This window comes from Flavivirga amylovorans, from assembly GCF_030540875.1.
In the GTDB taxonomy this organism is placed as follows: Bacteria; Bacteroidota; Bacteroidia; order Flavobacteriales; family Flavobacteriaceae; genus Flavivirga; species Flavivirga amylovorans.
Map to the genome: position 1 here is coordinate 197,166 of NZ_JAUOEM010000002.1, position 19,660 is coordinate 216,825.

General features: G+C 31.5%; 11 protein-coding genes. 6 read left to right on the top strand and 5 right to left on the bottom strand.

The features are described from left to right. Positions 1–118 precede the first annotated feature (118 nt). From Q4Q39_RS06080 to Q4Q39_RS06100, 5 genes are all read right to left on the bottom strand, one after another. On the bottom strand, positions 119–970 hold the full coding sequence (locus Q4Q39_RS06080; RefSeq protein ID WP_303281518.1) for an alpha/beta hydrolase family protein: 852 nt from the start codon (positions 968–970) through the stop codon (positions 119–121). Between the two features lies 1 nt (position 971). Beyond that, positions 972–3,728: a PD-(D/E)XK nuclease family protein gene (locus tag Q4Q39_RS06085; RefSeq protein ID WP_303281519.1), complete on the bottom strand. Its 2,757-nt coding sequence runs from the start codon at positions 3,726–3,728 to the stop codon at positions 972–974. 36 nt (positions 3,729–3,764) lie between these two features. Next, positions 3,765–3,908 (bottom strand): hypothetical protein, encoded by a 144-nt coding sequence (locus Q4Q39_RS06090; protein WP_303281520.1) that lies wholly within the window; start codon positions 3,906–3,908, stop codon positions 3,765–3,767. A 77-nt stretch (positions 3,909–3,985) separates the two neighbouring features. After that, the gene (locus tag Q4Q39_RS06095) at positions 3,986–5,362 is read right to left on the bottom strand and encodes an OmpA family protein (RefSeq protein ID WP_303281521.1); all 1,377 of its coding nucleotides are present in this window, start codon (positions 5,360–5,362) and stop codon (positions 3,986–3,988) included. Positions 5,363–5,691: 329 nt separating this feature from the next. Continuing rightward, positions 5,692–8,823, bottom strand: a complete 3,132-nt coding sequence (locus Q4Q39_RS06100; RefSeq protein WP_303281522.1) for a UvrD-helicase domain-containing protein — start codon at positions 8,821–8,823, stop codon at positions 5,692–5,694. 126 nt (positions 8,824–8,949) lie between these two features. Between Q4Q39_RS06100 and Q4Q39_RS06105 the strand changes: the two genes are divergently transcribed. From Q4Q39_RS06105 to Q4Q39_RS06130, 6 genes are all read left to right on the top strand, one after another. Beyond that, on the top strand, positions 8,950–9,558 hold the full coding sequence (locus Q4Q39_RS06105; protein ID WP_303281523.1) for a superoxide dismutase: 609 nt from the start codon (positions 8,950–8,952) through the stop codon (positions 9,556–9,558). A 284-nt stretch (positions 9,559–9,842) separates the two neighbouring features. Further along, positions 9,843–10,262, top strand: coding sequence for a hypothetical protein (locus tag Q4Q39_RS06110; RefSeq protein ID WP_303281524.1), 420 nt, complete (start codon positions 9,843–9,845; stop codon positions 10,260–10,262). 36 nt (positions 10,263–10,298) lie between these two features. Further along, a complete protein-coding gene (locus tag Q4Q39_RS06115; RefSeq protein WP_303281525.1) occupies positions 10,299–10,982 on the top strand; it encodes a Lipl32 family lipoprotein in 684 nt (227 codons plus the stop codon). 221 nt (positions 10,983–11,203) lie between these two features. Then, complete coding sequence (locus Q4Q39_RS06120; RefSeq protein ID WP_303281526.1) at positions 11,204–13,300, top strand: ATP-binding protein; 2,097 nt, start codon at positions 11,204–11,206, stop codon at positions 13,298–13,300. Then, the gene (locus tag Q4Q39_RS06125; protein ID WP_303281527.1) at positions 13,297–13,938 is read left to right on the top strand and encodes a response regulator transcription factor; all 642 of its coding nucleotides are present in this window, start codon (positions 13,297–13,299) and stop codon (positions 13,936–13,938) included. Before Q4Q39_RS06120 ends, Q4Q39_RS06125 begins: the two co-directional genes overlap by 4 nt. Before the next feature lie 611 nt (positions 13,939–14,549). Further along, a partial coding sequence (locus tag Q4Q39_RS06130) for a BspA family leucine-rich repeat surface protein (RefSeq protein WP_303281528.1) occupies positions 14,550–19,660 on the top strand: 5,111 nt, incomplete at its 3' end.

Here is a 19,660-nt window from a genome sequence, read left to right on the forward strand (position 1 = left end):
TTTCTCTAGGTGTTACTTATAGAACTCGTTTAAACTTTTTTATTTTTGGAAGGCGCTTTTTTTTAAATCATTTATTTTTTTCAAAAAGAAATTTCGTAAATCGTTGTTTAGAGTTGAATTATAAAATATTAAGTTCTACAAAAGACAGGGTTGCTTGTGTTACTTCTTGTAAATGCATTGGTAAATTATCTTTTTCCCAAGGATGTGAAGCTCCAAAAACGTGGTTTGCGTTTTCTATAATTACTAGTTTACTATTTGGATTCCATTTGTGAAGTTTTTCGGCTTCTTCAATAGAAATACTAGTATCTGCATTACCATGAATAATTAAATGGGGTATTTTTAAATTTGACACGGCTCTTTTAATAGTTAAGCGTTCTTCATTTTTTACAAAATCTTCATAGAATTGATAGTAATGGGGCATTTGTTGCTTTGTCCGACCATTAAGAACATATTTTACTCCGTCTTTTTTCCAGGATTCTAAATCGCCAATTGTTGCTGTTCTTTTACCAAAATCACAAATACTTGCCAAAGTGATTACATTTTTAATGCGTGAGTCTTCTTCTGCTTTTATAGAAACAATACCACCGCCACGGCTATGGCCAATTAGACTAATGTTATTGGTGTTACCTATGCCTTTTATCTCATCATTTTTAAAAACCCAATCGATTACAAATTCTAAATCATCTAACTCCTTAGTGTAATTATTATTACCAAAGGCATCTAAATCTGGAAAATCTATGGGTTGCTCAATCGTTCCTCCATTGTGCGAAAAATTAAATTTTATAAAGCAAAATCCAGTTTCAGCAAAAGTTTCAGCCATTAAATTCCAAGTACCCCAATCTTTAAAGCCCTTATAGCCATGACAAAATATAATAATGGGTCTATTACTGTTTTTTGAATCGAAAGTCAGATCTATTAAAATGGGTTTTTCGTGTTTTCCTTCAATAACACTATTTTTTTTGTTAATCATTTTATACTTCTTTTTCTGTGAATGGAATATTGGGATTGCAAATCTCTAAAATGAGACGTTTTAATTCATTATAAAAATTATTGAGGGTCTCTTGAGTAATCAATGCATCTTTTTTAGCGTATGCTCCTGCTTTATCTTTTTTAGAGAATTTTAAAAACCCTTTACTTAAGTTTTTAAATGATATAATGCCTGCTTCAACTGGAAGTTGAATTTGATTTGATACATGCATCATATAAGCATAGGTAAGTACTTGAAAACTTTTACTGTATTTAGAGTAATCTGTAGTAATAGATTCCCAATCTACAATTTCAACACTGTTTTGTTCCACTTTTCCTGTTTTGTAATCTACAATTCTGGTTACACCATTATATTCATCAACACGGTCAACTTTACCTGTAATAGTTACTGGGAAATCAAGTTCTGGAATATCAACGATAACCTTGTTATTTGCTTCAATAGCTATTATTTTTATTTGATTTCCAGCTTTTAAATCTTCAATTTCTAAGTCTAAAAAATTTGAGACATACCTTTTTGCAATTTCAAAAATTATTAAGTTCTTACCTTTAGTGATATCCCCTTCTTTATAAACATCTGTAAAATGATGTGTAACCGTTTTTACAATATTAGTTTTTAATTTTTTAATATTATCTACAGATATAAAAGTGCCAATTAATGGTTTGTAAAAGTCTTCTAGAGTATTATGTACTACAGTCCCTAAAGTATTAGCAGCTACTGTTTCCTCTACATTATCATGTTCTTTTATTTTTAATATTTTCTGATAATAAAAATCGATAGGGTTTCTTATGTAGTTCGTTAATGATGATGGAGAAAACCCTTTTTGAGCAACATTTTTTAGCTCATTTAAAGCCGAATTGGTTTTCTCTACTACGTTTAAAGAGGTTTCAATTATGGGAACTTGAGGTGCAATAATTTGGTGGTCTATATGATGTATCCCTTCTAATTCCAATTGAGTTATAAATCTACTTTTCTCTCCACCGGTTAAAATATCGGCCTCTGTATTGTAAAGTATATAAACATGCTTTGCACGTTGTAACAGCCTGTAAAAGTGATAGGTATAGACGGCATCTTTTTCTTTATAGGTGGGTAGATTGTTTTCTATTTTAACATCGAATGGAATAAATGAATTATTAGTTTTTCCAGAAGGAAGAATGCCTTCGTTTACAGATGAAATAATAACGGTTTCATAGTCTAAAACACGAGACTCTAGCATACCCATAATTTGAAGACCTTGTAAAGGTTCTCCCTGGAAATCTAAAGTTTCTGAGCTTAATAGCTCTTTATAGACACTATAGAGTGTTGAAATGTCTTTGATGTGATGGTATGCTGTATTTAAACGAGATAGTTCGTTAAACAGTTCATTAAAGCGAAATAGGTATTCTAATGACAGTAAATTAGAAGCTTTTTTATCGTCTAGATAGTTTTTAATGTGTAATATTAATTGAGAGCAATTGTTTAAAGCATTATCAACAGATTGATCCCAATTTGAAAATAACAAATCAATAATATTTGAATTGCATGCCAGTTGTTTTAAACGCTCGGCTGTTAAGTAAACTAAGTTATTAGCATCAATGGATTCAATTATTTTTGATGCCATATCAACTTCATTAGTGTAAAATAGAGGTCTTATAAATTGATGGGATAATATATTTATAACATCCTTATAGTAAAATATGTTTGATGGTGTTTTATGTAAATGAAATAAAGACTCAAAAAGGGATGCCACGGGAATAGATTTTAAAGGGAACCCCATGGTTATATTTAACGCTTCAATATCTGAAGGAAGCGAATTTAATACTGGTATAAGTAAATTTTCATCACCTAAAATCACAGCAGTACTCTGTAATGATTGATTGTCTTTTTGTAAATTATTTAGAAGTGTACCAATATATTTTGCTTGTCCAATATTTTTAGGAATACCAAAAACAGATATGTTTTTTTCTTTTGAATAATTTGTTGTTATCCAGTTAAAAGGCTTGTTTTTAAAAAATGCCCAATTATTTTTATGCTGCCGTGTAAATAAAGCAGCGTCATGCTTGTAGTTGTTTATAAATACGGCATCTATATCCCAATAAATTTTCGCTAAGTTATTTTGAAGTAATTTTTGTATGATGATCTCTTCAGAAGTATTTAATGCGTTAAACCCTAAAAATACATGTTGTTTTTCGGGGTTATTTTGAATATAAGACTCTAAATTATTTGCAGCCTCTCTATATATTAAACCTTGATAACCTATTTTTTTATTTATAAGTTGTTTGGTGAATTCTACATAGTAGTTATGAAGTTTATACCAAAAAGATAAATAGTTTTTAACAAAATCGGTTTTATTATTTTCTAAAGACCAGTGGTTTAAGTCTTGTATAGCACTTAAGTAATCAAAAATGTTTTTTTGAGGTATGAGATATCGGTCTATTTCGTTAAAATCTTGAAGTAGTATTTGAGCCCATTTTGAAAACGATTCAAAAGAATCTGCTTCATCATTTTTAGTTAATTTAATATAGGTATTGTAAAACTCAAAAAGAAGTTCTGTATTAGCAACATTTTTAAGTTCTGATAAATCTTCTACAAACTCTTCAATGCTTATTATACTAGGAGAAAAGATAGTTTGTTTAACAACTTTAGAGAGTTGATGTTTTAGAAATAACCCAGCTCTTTTACTTGGTAAAACAAAAGTTAATTCGGAAAGATTTTGATTATTATTGTGTAAATCTTTTAGAACATCGAAAATAAAAGTCGTCATTGAAGTTTAATTGGTATTGAACTCATTTAGACTTTTTCAATTTGCTAAAAAATGGCTGTTTTCAGCTCTGTTTTTGTCTTTTTTTCCTTGCGTAGCTCTGCTATGCAAGGAAAAAAAGTCTTCAACATAGTCAAAAACTTCTAATTTTCGCTTAAATCCAAAAAGTCTAAATGAGTTCATTATATAAAAATAAAAAACGCTTCGGATATCCGAAGCGTTTTTTGTAAAACTTATTTTAAAAACTAATTAATAGTTTTTTATTTTACTAGGTTGATTTCAACTCTTCTATTGTTAGCTCTACCTTTTCTAGTTTTGTTAGAATCGATTGGTTTATCTTTACCATAACCAATAGCAGATAATCTAGAAGTGTCAACTCCATGAGAAACTAAATAATCTTTTACAGAGTTGGCTCTAGACTCAGATAATTTCTGATTAGTACTAGCTCTACCTGTACTATCTGTATGTCCTTCAACAGTAAATGTTGCAGTTGGGTATTCGTTAAGAATTTTGATGATATCTTTTAAAACAGTTTCAGATTGTGTTTTAATAGTAGATCTTCCCGTATCAAATAAGATAGTTTTAGCATACTCATTTAAAGTTTTTTGAACTTCTTCAGTAACTTCAGGACAACCATTGTTAGCAACAGTACCAACAACATCTGGACATTTATCATCTTTGTCTAAAACACCATCACCATCAGTATCAGGCCAAGGGCATCCGTTATTTGCTGGAGCACCTGCAGTGTTAGGACATTTGTCATCACCATCTTTTACACCGTCACCATCAGCATCTGGACAACCAGCTAAAGCTTTTAAACCAGCAACTGTAGGACAGCTATCATCTTTATCAGCAATACCGTCACCGTCAGTATCAGGACATCCATTAAGTTCAGCTGAACCAGCTTCGTTAGGACAAGCATCTTTACTGTCTTCGATACCATCACCATCAGTATCAGGACAACCGTTGAATTCTTCTAACCCAGGAACATCTGGACAAGCATCATCTTTGTCATAAATACCATCACCGTCAGCATCAGCTCCACCAAATTTGATAGAAAGACCAACTGAGTGTTGGAAATGAGTGTTTAAGTAATCCTCAAACGCGTGCTTATATGAAGATTGTAAAGTAAGACCAACATTATCGCTAAACCAAACATTGAAACCTAAAGTTCCGTTTAAAGTTCCAGCTCCAACTTCGTCTACCCATGTGTAACCACCACCAACACCTAAGAAAGGCTCGAAAGTGTTCCAGTCTATAGCTTCTCCAATACTATACTTAATAGTACCGTCTACACCATAATAAGATAAATCATCTACTTTAAGAGCGTCTCCGTTAGCGTCTTCACCCCAGTTTTCAATTTTGTTTAAAGAACCACCAATTCCAAAAGAGAAACCATCACCTACATATTTAGATACAGAGATAGTTGATAAAGAAGGTAAGATGTTCCAGTTATCTACATCTACATATTTGCTAAAGATAGTCTCACTAAAAGGAGCACCATCACCAGAAGGGTAAGCATCAACTGCGTTTGTCCCAATGGTAATTTGCCATGGATTGTTTTTGTCTTGCGCATCAACGTTGCTATAACCAAGTACAAACAACACAGCGAACAATAATCTGCTAAGATTTTTCATATTCAAAAGTTTAATTTTTAAGTGTTAATTGTAAACAAAAGTAAGTTGTTAAATTTTATTAACAAAGACAAATATATAAAAAAATGGGACATTCGGTTTATTCATAGATAGTTCATAATGGATTTAGATAATATTAAAAGTTTCAGAGGTTTTAGTAAACCTAATGATAGCCTTGCCTGAAATACTTGCTTATATGGTTTGTATAAACGTGTCCGTGCATTCTTGCTTTTTTGTTGATTAAAGGAAAAAACGAGTATTGGATGAGACAAATATCTTGTTTTTAGAGCAATAAATCGTTTTTTCTTACGCGAAATAATGTTTTCATAGGGTTACGCTTCTTTTATTTTAATATCCTTGTTTATATAGATAAGAATTTTGTTTGTAACGGTTATTTGCATGTCTTCTAAAACGTCTTGATAAGATTGTAATTGTTGCCAGTGTTTTTTATCTTCAATACCCGTTTTATAATCAATAATTACAGCTTCATTTTTTGAGTTTAAAGCTAATCTGTCGGGTCTTAAAATAATACCTTCTTTAGTAATAATATCTCTTTCATTATGTATATTATAGTCTGAACTATAATAATTTTCGAGTTTGGGATGTTCTACTATTTTAATTAGTATTCGTTTTAATTCTATTGTTTGTTCTTCTGTAATTAAACTAGTGTTTATAAAATCGTTTATAACAAAATCAATATCCTCTTTTGTTTTAATTTGAGACATGATATCGTGAATAAGGTTTCCTTTTTCAATAGCCTCTTGTTGGTTCGTGTCCCAAAGAAGTCCAGATTTGGTTATAACTTTTATGTTATGAGTTTCTTTTGCAGTTGAAATAAATTCTTGTTGAATATTGGCTTCCTTTGTAATGGCTGAACTTTCGGTAGTTTTTTTGGAATTCCCAAAGCTGTATATAGATTGAGAATCATTCCATAAGCCTAAGTGCTGTAGATAGTTTATAAATAAACCTGAATACTTTTTATTGTTTGGGACTCCTTTTGACGTTATATCTTTTGTTGAAATGATGTGTAGTTGCTCGACAGGGCGCGTTAAGGCGACATACAATAAATTAATGTTATCTAATTCTTGTTCAGATTGATGCTTGTTATAAATACGTTGCCCTTCATCTCCATAATTTTCAAAATCTTTGCTGTAATTTAACAAGGTGTGTGAAAAACCAGCATATTTTTCTTTATCTATCTGGAACCATTCTCTTGGGTCTAATTCTCTATAAATATCTAAATCGGCATAAGGGAAAATAACCACAGGAAACTCCAAGCCTTTAGATTTGTGGATGGTCATTATTTGAACGGCATTTTGTCCTTTAGGAGATACAATACTTAAGCTTTCCTTTTTCTTGTCATAATATTCCAAAAATCCAGAAATATTTGATCCCTTTTTTTGAGAAAAATCTAAAACAATGTCTAAATAAAACTGTATGTAAGCGTTGGAAGATGCAACCAAATTAAAATCTCTCACTACGGTTTCAGCTAAGTCATAAAGAGGGAGTTGTAGTAGTGAATCGCTATTTATAAATATATTGAATGCTTCAAAACTTTGAAATAGATTAGAGATGGACAAATTTACATGCTCGGAAAAGAATTCATGCTTGTCTTTAACATTAAAAAGGATACTTAAATAATTGAGAACCTCAATTTTTATTTCATTGTTTTTTGGCTGAATTAAGAGCGCTAAAATGTTATTTATAAAACCAACTTTGGGTGAATTATTAATTAATAAGGTTTCAGAAGAAATGATAGGGATTTGGTGTTGCCCTAAATAATTTGCAATTGCAACGCCTTCTTTTTTCTTACGTACTAATACGCAAATGTCTTCAAATTTGAAGCCGTTTTTTAAACAGTTATTAATAGTTTTTAGAACATTTTCAGAAAATAATTCGTCTCTATCGTCTTCTGTATTAATATCTAAAAAAGTTAATTCAACATAGCCGGTATCCTCTAAAAACGTGTTTTGATGTGCATTTTCATAGAGATATGTATAATCTTTTTTACTAAAAACTAGGCTTGATAGGTAATTAAAAAAGCCGTTATTAAAAGTTACAATGTCTTTGAAACTTCTATAATTTGTTGGAAGATTTTCAACGTGTTTTTCAATATGAAATGGGTTTTCGTCATTAAATAAGCCAATAAACTGTTCTGCTTTTCCACCTCGCCAACGATAAATAGCCTGTTTTGCATCACCAACCAACATCGCGTTTCCTGTTTCGGTAGATAAAGAATTTCCTAAAAGTGGAATTAAATTTTCCCATTGCATTACTGAAGTATCCTGAAATTCGTCAATAAAATAATGGTTAAACTTTTCGCCAATACGCTCGTAAATAAAAGGCGTAGGTTGGTTCCTTATTTCTTTACTAATAATAGTATTGAACTCAGAAATAAGCATTTTATTTTGTTCTGCTTTAAGCGCCTTTAATTCATTATTAATAACATTTAAAACAGATAGTGGCGTTATATTTTTATAAAAAGCTTTTAAAAACTTAAGACGAAAAACCAGTTGTTTGGTTTCATGAAAACTAGCAGCTATTTGTGGTTGAATTTGCTCTATTATAGACGCTATCGTATCTGTAACACGTTTAGGGTATAATGTTTTAGTTTCAATATCTTCTTGCCACTTGGCTTCAAAGTTTAAATCTAACTTTTTACTGGCCAGGTTTTTGAAATGCTTTGGTAGATAACTTCCAGAAAAATCGTTAAATTCCAAACCAGCCTCTTCAATTAAGGTTAAAATGTTTTGCGCTTTTTGAGTCATGTTATTTTCTAAAAATGCAAGCTCTTTTTTTAATTGTGACTTAAGTATTTTAAAATCACCTAGAGTTTTGTCTTTTAACGTTTCAATAAAAGGAATATCGTTTTCATTAACCAATAGCTTTGCTATTTTATTAAAATCAAAAGAAACATCCCAGCTTTTATCATCATCAGCTTTCTCAATAGCAAAATCTATAAGTACTTTGGTAAGTGCATCATTTGTTCCAGCCTTTTCAATTAAACTATTAACAGCTTCATTTAATAAGGCATCCTGATCTAGCTCCACTTCAAAATTTAAGGGTAATTTTAAATCGTATGCAAAGGTTCTAATAAGTTTGTGGGTAAAACCATCAATAGTAGAAATATCGAATGCTGCATAGTTATGTATAATCGTGTTTAATAGTTTTTCTGATTTATTGTGAAGGACATTCGCATCCATTTGCAATTCTTCACAAATAGTACCAAACATACTATTAGGCTTATTTAATATCGTTTTATTAGAAAATTCTTTTAGTGTTTCAATAATTCGTTCTTTCATTTCGGCAACAGCCTTATTTGTAAACGTAATAGCTAGAATGCGTTTGAAATGTTCATAATTATTAGACCGAAATAAAATTTTTAAATATTCTTTTACCAATGTAAATGTTTTTCCACTTCCAGCAGAAGCATTATAAATAGTAAAAGAATGGTTTTGGCTCATGAATTATAATTTTGGATACAAGATAAAAACTATCAATGGTTTCATAACAATTAATTATTTTTAATTACCCCGTTTTATATGTAATTTTGAAAGAAATTAAATATTAATATTATAAAACTAATAACTATGGCTTTCGAATTACCGAAATTAGGATACGCATATGATGCATTAGAACCTCATATTGACGCTCGTACTATGGAGATACACCATTCTAAACATCATCAAGGGTATACAAATAATTTAAATAATGCTATTGCTGGAACAGATTTAGAAGGGAAGTCTATTGAAGATATACTTGGAAATTTAGATATAAATAATAGTGCTGTAAGAAATAATGGTGGTGGATTTTATAATCACTCATTATTTTGGGAATTAATGAATCCTGAAGATAGAGGTTATTTGTCTGGTGATTTAAAAGATGCTATTGAAGCTGAATTCGGATCTAAAGATGAATTTATTGCTGCCTTTAGTAAGGCTGCAGCGACTCGTTTTGGTTCTGGTTGGGCTTGGTTGTGTGTACACAAAGGGGGTAAAATAGAAATATGCTCTACACCAAATCAAGACAATCCATTAATGCCAAGTATTGGATGTGGAGGTACACCAATTTTAGGTCTTGATGTTTGGGAACATGCTTATTACTTAAACTATCAAAACAGACGTCCAGATTACATTAATGCATTTTTTAATGTTATTAATTGGAACGAAGTTGAAAGACGATACGCAGAAGCAAAATAAATAGTTTCTAGTAAAAATAATTTTAAATTAAAAAACGCTTAGTAAATAGTTCCTAGGCGTTTTTTTTATGCCTTAAATAGTTGAGTTTACTTTTCTAAAAACCATGCTAGTAAGAGTATGTGCTTGACGATGCGCTTTTTAGGTTTTTGCCACCCCCTGTTTACAGGGTATCCTTTTTCACTGAAAAAGATGTTTCTTAAATATTAGTACTGCCGCATCTTTGCCTCATGATATTTTATAGAATACCAATAAAATGAATATTAACCTTTTAAAAATTTAAAATTATGACTTGGGGAATTACCTTAATCTTATTAAGTATTATTGCCGTACCATCTTTACTTCTTTCAAAAAAACCAAATGCAAAAGAACTTTTAGAAAAAATTGAACCTTATCAAGGTTGGATTGGATTTGCCTTTTTTTGTTGGGGACTTTGGGGCGTTATATCAGCTGTTTTAAACATCGGTTGGCTTACAACAAATCCAGTATGGTGGATCACATTATTAGCAGGAAATTTAGTTGAAGCTATTTTAGGGTTTATGTTAGGCTTTGGCTTAATCAATAAGTTTATTTTGTCTAAAAACGAAGAAGCAAAAGAAAAAGCAAACAAATTAAGAGAAAAATTAGCCCCAAAACAAGGAAAACTGGGAGTTATAGGACTAATTGTTGGAGCTTGGATGATCGCAGCTTCTTTTTTATATATCTAGGATAAATATTAATTAAAAGTGAATAAAAACGAAAAAATGAAAACAAAAAATGTAATTGCAATAGCCTTATTGGTTATTGGTAGCCTCGTATCTGCAAATGCTCAAAAATTATCAAAATTTGGTGGCTTAACCGAAAAGAAAATAGGGCCAAAAACTATAAAAGTTCCATACACAGACATGATATCTTATTTAGGATATGCAGCTCCTGGTAATGAAGATGAAACAAAAGATGGCAAGAAATTTTATTATATCTATGTATGGATACCTGCAGTAGCTCCAGAGTTGGGAGTAAGAATGATGTCTCCAGTTGGAAAAACTAAAATTAAAAAAGCTACAAAGTCTAAAGCTTATGCAGATAATGCGAGTTCAAAGGAATATTTTGATACGTATATTACTTTAGAGCGTTCGGATATTTTTAGCAAAGATAAAATTAGCGAAGCAGCTGTAAGTAGTGCTAAATGGACTGTGTTAGAACGTAATGATGATAGTAGCGAAATGCCAAAACAGCCAAGCGGTAGCAAGTATAACTCATTGTTAAGATATAAAAGCGAAGTTAGTAATCCGGAGAAAGCATTATCTGTAGGTTTATATCGTATTGGTTTTACAACTTATAAAAGAGGAGAGGTAAAGGGAACATTTTTAGCGCAGGTTGGTGCGCCTATAAAACTTCCTGGTGTAGTAATGGCTAAGACCATTGAAGATTTGAAAAAAGGATTGTAAAATTTCAAAGAAACTAAAGAGACATTCTTTATAAGAATGGATCTTTAGTTTTATTCATCTTATAACTAGACGAATAAAAACTTATTTAATTAAAAATCAAAAGCTGTTTTATAAAATGTTATTTTTAAGCAGCTTTTTTAATACAATATATGTTGCCTGCTTAAGATAAGATGTCAGTTACGTTAAAGTCATTATACCATTTGTTTTTACAAATCTTACTATTGTTTTCAACTACAATAGTCGCTCAAGTTAATGACTCGTACTCTTATTCTAAAACTAATATAGCATCGATAGAAGAAGAAGAAATAATAGATGCTTTCAATCTTTTAAATCGAGGTGATAAAAAAGCGTATACTATTGGCCATCAACTACGAAAAAAAGCACGCACACATTATGCTAAAATAAATGCTTATTTATTATTAGCACATTATTTTAAAAATAGAGGGTTAAGTGATTCTTCGAATTTTTATGTCAAAGCATTTATAAATTTAAATACAGTAGGGAACGATTCTCTGATCTGTATAAGAGAAATGGCAGCTTATAATATATTAGCCATTAATTGTAATACTAAAGGCTTAGTAGAAGAAAGTAAAAAGTGGCATCAAAAAGGGATTACATTAGCTAAAAAATATAATGAACAAGAGAGTTATTTTACACACTTACACGGGCTTGCGGTAAATTATGTTGCTATGGGAGACTTAAGTCAAGCTTTAAGACTCTTTAAAGAATGTTTGTCGTATAAAAAAGACCCTGAAATAACAATGGGGAGTTATATAAACATAGGAGAGATTTATGCTAAAAATAAAGATTTTGAAACCTCTGATCTGTTTTTAAAAAAAGGACTTAAACTAGCCCAAAAACACCAGGCTAATTCTGCGAAAACAGCCATTTTATTGAATTTGGCAGCTAATGCTCAAGTTCTGAATAAAACAGATAAAGCTTTGGTGCTTTATGAAAGAGCTATAGAAATAGCAAGCAAGCATAAGTTTTATAAAGAAAAATTAAACGCTGAAATGAATATAGGTAGCATTTTGATTAATGCCGAAGAGTTTCATGATGCAGAATTGATTTACTCTTTGGCTTTAGTGAATGCAATGGATTTAGGATACCTAGATCAGCAGTTGTTTATTTATGAGAACTTAAAAAATATAGCAGTATATAATTCTAATTATCGAAGAGCATATAATTTTTCTATGAAATACTTTGCTATAAAAGATTCTATTAACCAACTTCAGAGAAACAAAGAAATCAATGAGCTAGAAGTTAAATACCAAACACTTCAAAGAGAAAAAGAAATTAGTATTTTACAAGTAGAAAAAATCAATCAAGATTTAGAATTAGCCAATCAAAAGGAGACTATTCAAAATTTGGAGCTGCAAAGAGAGATAGAAAAGAAAGAGAATGAAAATGAATTATTATCTATTCAAAATACTACAGAAAAAGCGATTAATGAAAATAGTTTACTTAGAAAAAATCAAGAAATTAAAGAGGCCCAATTTTTAGTTCAACAAGCAGAGGCAAAAAGGCAAAGAAGTATTAAAAATATAATTCTATATTCTTTTCTTGTTTTTTTAATACCAATCATAGGGTTATTATATATATACTATTTAAAGTTAAGAGCACAGAATGAGCTAAACCAAAAACAAGAAGAAGTTAATGAGCAAAAAATAGCATCTATTTTAAAAGATCAAGAATTAAAATTAGTAAAAGCGTCTATAAAAGGTCAGAATAATGAACGGAAACGTATTGCTCAAGAATTACATGATTGTATTGGTGGTAATTTAGCAGGTATTAAGTTACGATTAAATAATTCGGATGCAAGTGATTTAGCTTCAATTAACCATCAAATAGATGATACTTATAGGCAAGTCCGGAGTTTATCGCATAATTTAATTCCTAAAAAATTTAGTGAAAATAATTTTTATAATATTCTTAAAGAGTATCTTAATAATATTTTAGAAGGAAGTTCTATTTCTTCAAATATGAGTGCCTATCCGGTTGAAGAAATTGATCTTCTAAATGAGGGTTTACAAGCTGAAATTTTTAAAATTATTCAAGAACTAATAACCAATACCATTAAACATGCTAAAGCAAGCTCGATTAATATTCAGATTAATTTAATAGACAACACACTCGGAATTATTTTTGAAGATAATGGAATTGGGTTTAATCTTAAAAAAGAAACCAACGGAATTGGTTTTAAAAATATGAAAAGCCGATTGAAAAAAATATCCGGAATTTTAAATATAGACTCCAATCCTAAAATAGGTACTATAATAAGTATTGAAATTCTCAATTTGAAACCCCATAAACAATGAAATATAATTTAATTATTGCAGATGATCATAAAATGTTTTTAGATGGTTTGTTAAGTATTTTTGAATCTGAAGAAGCATATAATATATTGTTAACTGCAAAAAATGGAACTCAAGTTGTCAAGTATATAGATATTAATAGTAACGAGCAAATAGATTTAGTTATTACAGATATTACCATGCCAGAAATGGATGGAATCACATTGACTAAAACGCTGAAAGAAAAGAATAGCAATCTTAAAATTCTTGCCGTTAGTATGCATACCAATCCCGATATGATTGATTCACTTATTGAAAGTGATGTAGATGGTTATGTTCCTAAAAATGCGGAAAAAAAAGAATTACTCAAAGCAATAGAAACTATTTTAAAAGAAGATAAATATTTTTCGCGAGAGATAACAGATATCTATATGGAAAATAAATTTTCTAAAAAGAAAAAAGAAAACATTAAACTAACACAGCGTGAAATAGACGTGATTACTTTAATAGCAAAAGAGTTTACTACCCAGGAAATAGCAGATAGCTTATTTTTAAGTAAACATACCATTGAAAGCTATAGGAAAAATTTGATTGCTAAATTGGGGGTAAGAAACTTAGCGGGATTAACTAAATATGCTATAAAAATGAAGTATTTGGATTAAGGGATTCTTACTTTTATATGTTTTAGTTTTTTTGAAAAGTGGTTTCATTTCTAAAGGGCCTCTTATGTTAAATAGCTTACACCTTAATCTATATTTAAAACGATTAGCAGCACACTCTAAGCTGTTCATGAACCATTACAAGCTTTTATTTTGAGTTTTAATGGATTGTACTTGTACTTCTAAAGTTTAATACACTATTTTTTGGTTTTACATACCCGGTTTTCAGGGTATTTTTTTTCACTGGAAAAGATGTTTCCATAATGTTTATGATGGCGCACCTTTGTTTTATGATATCCTAATAGAATAACAAAAACAAATCGTAAAAAATAATTACCAAATTAAAAGCTTAACCTATGAAAAATAACATAAAGCACCTTTTATTTAATTCACATAAGGGTTCCAAGATCACAATGAGCCTGGGTATTAACTTTTAAGCAATTTTTTAGTTTTAATAAACAATTATACTAGAGTGATTTAGTTGTGTTGATTCACAATGCACTTTCATTTAAACGGGTTGTTAAAATTAAAAACTTACACAAAAAGGACTAACAACATAATCTGCCATCACATTTAACTTTATTAGAGGTCGACTTATTAAAAGATATTATGCCATGATAAAAAATGCTCTAACGATATTCCTTATTTTCTTCTGTTATAATTTATTCGGACAGACATTTAATTCTATTTGGGATACTCGGCAAACAGGAACTTCGGATTCAAACCAAGTTACTATTCCCACGAATTCCAGTTACACATATAGTTACAACATCGATTGGGGAGATACTACAACCGACAATAACGTAACAGGAGATATTACACATACATATACCACTCCTGGTAGATATACTATAAGCATAAGCGGTGATTTTCCTGCTATTTATTTTAATAATGCTGGTGATAAGAATAAGATTGTAGAAATACTAGCTTGGGGAAATATTCAATGGCAGACCATGGAGAATGCTTTTTATGGTTGTGGAAACTTAAATTTTGATGCTATTGATAGTCCTGATCTGTCACTGGTAACAACCCTTAAGAATATGTTTAGAAGTGCTACCGTTTTTAATGGTATAATAAACAACTGGGATATAAGTACTATAACTGATATTTCAGGAATGTTTGCAAGCGCTGTAACTTTTAACAGACCATTAGATAATTGGGAAACAGGTAATGTAACCGATATGTCTGAAACTTTTTTAGCTGCAAGGTTGTTTAATGAACCTTTGGATAATTGGGATACGGCGTTGGTTACAAGTATGTTTAATATGTTTAGCTCTGCAAATGCTTTTAACCAAAATATAAGTAGTTGGGATGTTTCTAGGGTTGTAGACATGTCGGGTATGTTTAGTTACTGCCGATTTTTTAATCAAAACATAGAAAGGTGGGATGTTTCTTCGGTAACCAATATGTCTTCGATGTTTTTGAGAAATATAGCGTTTGATCAACCTTTGAATAATTGGAATGTGAGTAATGTTACTAATATGTCTAGGATGTTCGATGGTTATTACTTGTCTGGTAATTTCAACCAACCATTAGATAGATGGGATGTAAGTAAGGTGACGGATATGAGTTTTATGTTTAGGGATACACGAAGATTTAATCAACCACTAGATAGTTGGAGAGTAAACCTTGTTACAAATATGGATGGCATGTTTGAAAGAGCGAATAGCTTTAACCAGGATATAAGTATTTGGGATGTAAGTAATGTAACTAGTATGAGTTCTATGTTTGAAGCAACTGGTAGTTTTAATCAGGATATAAGTATTTGGAATGTAAACAGCGTTACAAATATGCATTCTATGTTTGAAACTACACAAGTTTTTAATCAGAACATAAATGACTGGAATGTAAGTAATGTTACAGATATGGGTTCTATGTTTAATAATGCTCAGGCTTTTAATCAACCTATAGATAGGTGGAATGTAAGCAATGTTACAGATATGGGTTCTATGTTTCGAAACACGGAGACCTTTAATCAACCATTAGACAGCTGGAATGTAAGTAATGTTACAGATATGAGTTCTATGTTCTATGATGCTTTAGCTTTTAATCAACCCTTAAATAGTTGGGATACTGGTGCTGTAAGAAACATGACTGGAATGTTTTATTCTTACAATACTACTACCGTTTTTAATCAACCTTTAAATAATTGGGATACAGGTTCGGTATCTAACATGTCTAATATGTTTAATAATGCCAGTGCTTTTGATCAAAATCTAAGTAGTTGGAATATTACTAATGTTAGTAATATGACCAATATGCTTTCAAATTCAGGAGTGTCAAAAATTAATTATGATAATACTTTAACAGGTTGGGCTATGCAAACAGTAATGCCCGATGTAGAATTAGGAGCAACAACTTTAAATTATTGTGATGGGCGTCATGCACGTCAAGAGCTTATAGATGACTTTAATTGGACTATTGATGGAGATATTATAGACTGTCCTTTTGTAATTTGTACTTCGTTAGTGTCTCCAAAAAATGGAGATACTAATGCACCGTCTAATGCCGATATCGTATGGGAAGCTGTACCAGGTGCAACAGGGTATAGAATAAGTGTTAGAAGAGTAAATGGAGGAATTACTCAAATTATTTACAACAATGATGATGTTGGTAATGTAAATGGTATCGATTTTACAACAGATTTTACTCCTGGTGATGAGGTTTTTGTTACGGTTGTGCCCTATAATGCAGCTGGACCTGCAACAAGTTGTGTTGAAGAGAGTTTTACGGTGGTTGAAAATTGGGTAGACAGTCCTGATGCTTTTGTACTTACTTATGATACTCGTAATACATCTCCGTTCACTTCTGCTGAAAATCAACTTAGAATAATAGCCAAAGGAGGTTTAATATACGATTACTCTATAGATTGGGGTGATAACCAATTTGACAATAATGTTACTCGTACTATAACCCATACGTATGAAACACCAGGAGTTTATACAGTAACCATTATAGGAACTTATCCCGCACACTATTTTTGGTATTCTACAGATAATATAAAATTGCTTTCAATAGATCAATGGGGAACACAACAATGGAAATCTATGGAAAGAGCATTCTTTGGCTGTCGTAATATGACTTATAATGCTACAGATGTACCAGATTTATCTCAAGTAGATAGTATGTTAGAAATGTTCTATCAAGCGGATCTTTTTGATGGGAATATTGATTATTGGGATGTGAGTAACGTGACGAATATGTCTAAGGCGTTTTTTGGGACAAGAGCATTTAACCAACCCCTAAATAGTTGGAATGTAGCTAATGTAACAAATATGGAGAGTATGTTTTATAACGCTCGTAGTTTTGACCAACCTCTAGATAATTGGAATGTAAGTAATGTAACAGATATGAGTTCCATGTTCCATTTTGCTCAGGTTTTTAACCAACCATTAAACAGTTGGAATACTAGTGCAGTAACTAATATGACTAATATGTTTAACTCTGCTCAAGCTTTTAATCAACCCTTAAATAACTGGAATACAGTTGAAGTAACTGATATGTCTATGATGTTTACACAGGCCAATGCTTTTAACCAGTTTATCAATAGTTGGAATGTAAATAAGGTAACCAATATGAGTTCTATGTTTCACAACGCTCATAGTTTTGACCAACCTCTAGATAATTGGAATGTATCATCGGTCACTACAATGGCTTCTATGTTTGAAAGTGCTCGGGTATTCAATCAAAACATAGATAGTTGGAACGTCACTAATGTCACTAACATGTTCTCTATGTTTAAAAATGCTAATGTTTTTAACCAACCTTTAAACACATGGGATGTTAACTCTGTTGTGAACATGTCTTCTATGTTTGAAAGTGCCCAGGCTTTCGATCAACCTCTTGATAGATGGAATGTTAGTGCAGTAGCAAATATGTCGGCTATGTTTAAAAATGCTTTGTTGTTTAATCAACCACTTAGTACCTGGAATGTATCATCTGTGACCTTAATGAATTCGATGTTTGAGGATGCAGAGTTATTTAATAACTTTATAGATAATTGGACTGTAGCATCGGTGACTTCGATGGAAGCTATGTTTAAAGATGCGATAGCGTTTAATCAGCCATTAGGAAGCTGGGATACAGGAGAAGCTTTAACGATGGCAGAGATGTTTAATGGAGCCTCAGCGTTTGATCAAAATATAGATCGTTGGAATGTGTCCTTTGTAACAACTATGCGAGCTATGTTTAGAAATGCTGTAGCTTATAATCAACCTATAAATTCTTGGAATGTAGCCTCTGTTACAACGATGCAGGAAATGTTTAGCGGAGCTTCTGCTTTTAATCAGTTGATAGATAGCTGGAATGTAAGAGGGGTTACTAATATGTCATTAATGTTTAATGGTGCTACGGTTTTTGACCATACCATTAATAATTGGAGAGTTTCTGGAGTATCAAATATGGAATACATGTTCAGAAATGCAACGGCATTTAATCAATCTTTTGATCGTTGGAATATAGGTGCTGTGAGTATGCGCTTTATGTTTATGAATGCAACAGCTTTAGATCAAGAGTTTAGTACTTGGAATGTTAGTAATGTTTCTGATATGAGAAATATGTTAGACAATACAGCATTGACAAGAGAAAACTATGATACGACTTTAATCGCTTGGTCTAGACAGACGCTAACTACTGGAATTATTTTAGGTGCTCAAGGGTTGTCGTACTGTGATGCATTGGAAGAAAGACAATCGATGATTGACAACTATGGTTGGTCTGTTGTCGGTGATATATTAGATTGTCCTATTCCTGTATGTACGCAACTCGTTGCACCGTTAAACGGAGCTACTAATGTTCCTGTAAATACTAACTTAAGTTGGGAGCCTACCCTTTATGCTAGAGGATATAGGCTTACAGTACGAACCAATCCTGGTAATATTACAATTGTTGATAATGAAGTAGTTACTGATACTTCATATGAATTTGCTACTGATTTTTCTGGCGGAGAAACAGTTTTTGTAACATTAATACCATTCAATGACGAAGGTGATGCCACAGCTTGTACCGAAGAAAGTTTTGAAATTACAAGTAGTGCTACCCCAACCGTACCAGATTGTACTAATTTAACCATGCCTGCTAATAATGCTATTAATGTAGCAGTAGGCTCAAATCTAGAATGGTCAGTGATAGCTAATGCTGATGGTTATCGTATAAGAGCAGGTACTACAATTGGAGGCAGTAATATTATAAATAATGTTGACGTTGGTAATGTAACCACTTATGATATCCCTACAGATTTACCACAGGATACAACCATTTTTGTTACGATAACGCCATATAATACTATAGGAGATGCAATGTCTTGTGTCGAAGAAAGTTTCATAACAGAAATTATTCCGGTTCCACCAGTATGTACAAGTTTAACTAGTCCATTAAACGGAGTTAGAAATGTTCCAATTGATACGGATCTTAGTTGGAGGCCCATAGTCAATGCTACGGGATATTTATTAACAGTCGGCACCACCGGAGGAGGTTTTGAGGTTCTTAATAATGTTGATGTTGGTAATGTAACAACCTATGACTTACCTGATGACTTACGAGCTAACAGGCTTATTTTTGTAACCATTATCCCTTATAACGATGAAGGAGACGCTACAAGTTGTATTGAGGAAAGTTTTAGAACAGGAGACTCTCCTACAGTTATTCCTAGCTGCACAACCTTATCGAGTCCTTTACATGGAGCAACAAATGTTGCAGTAACTACAGATCTTAGCTGGAATGCTGT

Bases quoted from the DNA above. Each gene is read 5' to 3' on its own strand.
- Q4Q39_RS06110 (WP_303281524.1), top strand. From the start codon at position 9,843: ATGACTTGGGGAATTACCTTAATCTTATTAAGTATTATTGCCGTACCA.
- Q4Q39_RS06090 (WP_303281520.1), bottom strand. From the start codon at position 3,908: ATGAACTCATTTAGACTTTTTGGATTTAAGCGAAAATTAGAAGTTTTT.
- Q4Q39_RS06125 (WP_303281527.1), top strand. From the start codon at position 13,297: ATGAAATATAATTTAATTATTGCAGATGATCATAAAATGTTTTTAGAT.
- Q4Q39_RS06105 (WP_303281523.1), top strand. From the start codon at position 8,950: ATGGCTTTCGAATTACCGAAATTAGGATACGCATATGATGCATTAGAA.
- Q4Q39_RS06085 (WP_303281519.1), bottom strand. From the start codon at position 3,728: ATGACGACTTTTATTTTCGATGTTCTAAAAGATTTACACAATAATAAT.
- Q4Q39_RS06115 (WP_303281525.1), top strand. From the start codon at position 10,299: ATGAAAACAAAAAATGTAATTGCAATAGCCTTATTGGTTATTGGTAGC.
- Q4Q39_RS06100 (WP_303281522.1), bottom strand. From the start codon at position 8,823: ATGAGCCAAAACCATTCTTTTACTATTTATAATGCTTCTGCTGGAAGT.
- Q4Q39_RS06095 (WP_303281521.1), bottom strand. From the start codon at position 5,362: ATGAAAAATCTTAGCAGATTATTGTTCGCTGTGTTGTTTGTACTTGGT.
- Q4Q39_RS06080 (WP_303281518.1), bottom strand. From the start codon at position 970: ATGATTAACAAAAAAAATAGTGTTATTGAAGGAAAACACGAAAAACCC.